Source organism: Flammeovirga aprica JL-4, assembly GCF_012844305.1.
Classification (GTDB): Bacteria; Bacteroidota; Bacteroidia; order Cytophagales; family Flammeovirgaceae; genus Flammeovirga; species Flammeovirga aprica.
In genome coordinates this window covers 1-862 of the sequence record NZ_JABANE010000327.1, presented here as the reverse complement: position 1 = coordinate 862, position 862 = coordinate 1, and the positions used below count along the sequence as shown (strand labels likewise).

The window sequence follows — 862 nt, the reverse complement described above, 5'->3', positions numbered from 1 at the left end:
GAAAATGTTACAGAATAAAGCTTATGAAAATCACTCAAAAACAGCTGAAGTACAGCATATCCCTGTTCATAATAACATCAGGGGTAAACAGTCTTACCAATAAAAAATAATGTAAAATGAATACGACACAGACCATCGAGAAAATGCAACAAATGAGACTCCTTGGAATGGCAGATTTCTACAAAGAAATTGTAGAGAACAACCTGTTCAGGGAGTCTACTCTTGACGAAATCCTAGGTATGTTAATTGACAGAGAGTGGGATGAAAGGCGTAACAGAAAAATGAGAACACTTTTGAAAAGTGCCAACTTCAAAACTATGGTTGATACTAAAAATATCCTCTATTCTTCGGAAAGAAACCTGACAAGGAACACCTATGAAAGACTGATGAGTTTACAGTTTTTGTATAACAATGAGAATATTATTATTACTGGATCGACAGGTGTAGGGAAAAGCTATCTTGCACAGGTTTTAGGAACTTTAGCCTGTAGACAATTGCATAAAGTAATTTATATTAACTGTGGTGTTCTTTTTGAGAAAATCAGAATAGCAAAGGTAGAAGGAAGCTATCTGAACCTCTTAAAAAAGATGGAAAGAACCGACCTGCTGATCATTGATGATTTTGGAATTCATGAGTTCAATAATGAAGTAAGAACAGCTTTTTTAGATATCATTGAAATGCGTTATGATCAATCATCTAGCATAGTCTGTTCTCAACTTCCAGTAAGTAAATGGTATGACACTATTGGTGAACCTACTATTGCAGATGCAATACTTGATAGAATAGTAAATTCATCACATAGATTGGATTTAAAGGGGAAATCACTTAGGACATTAGAAACAAAAGAGTAATATTAATTTAT

1 protein-coding gene is annotated in these 862 nt (G+C 33.6%); it reads left to right on the top strand.

Going from position 1 to position 862, the window contains the following annotated elements; genetic code table 11:
* Positions 1–116: 116 nt before the first annotated feature.
* Complete coding sequence (istB, locus tag HHU12_RS34175; RefSeq protein WP_169661184.1) at positions 117–851, top strand: IS21-like element helper ATPase IstB; 735 nt, start codon at positions 117–119, stop codon at positions 849–851.
* Positions 852–862: the final 11 nt, after the last annotated feature.

Coding starts and splice junctions, on each gene's coding strand:
- istB (WP_169661184.1), top strand. CDS start 117: ATGAATACGACACAGACCATCGAGAAAATGCAACAAATGAGACTCCTT.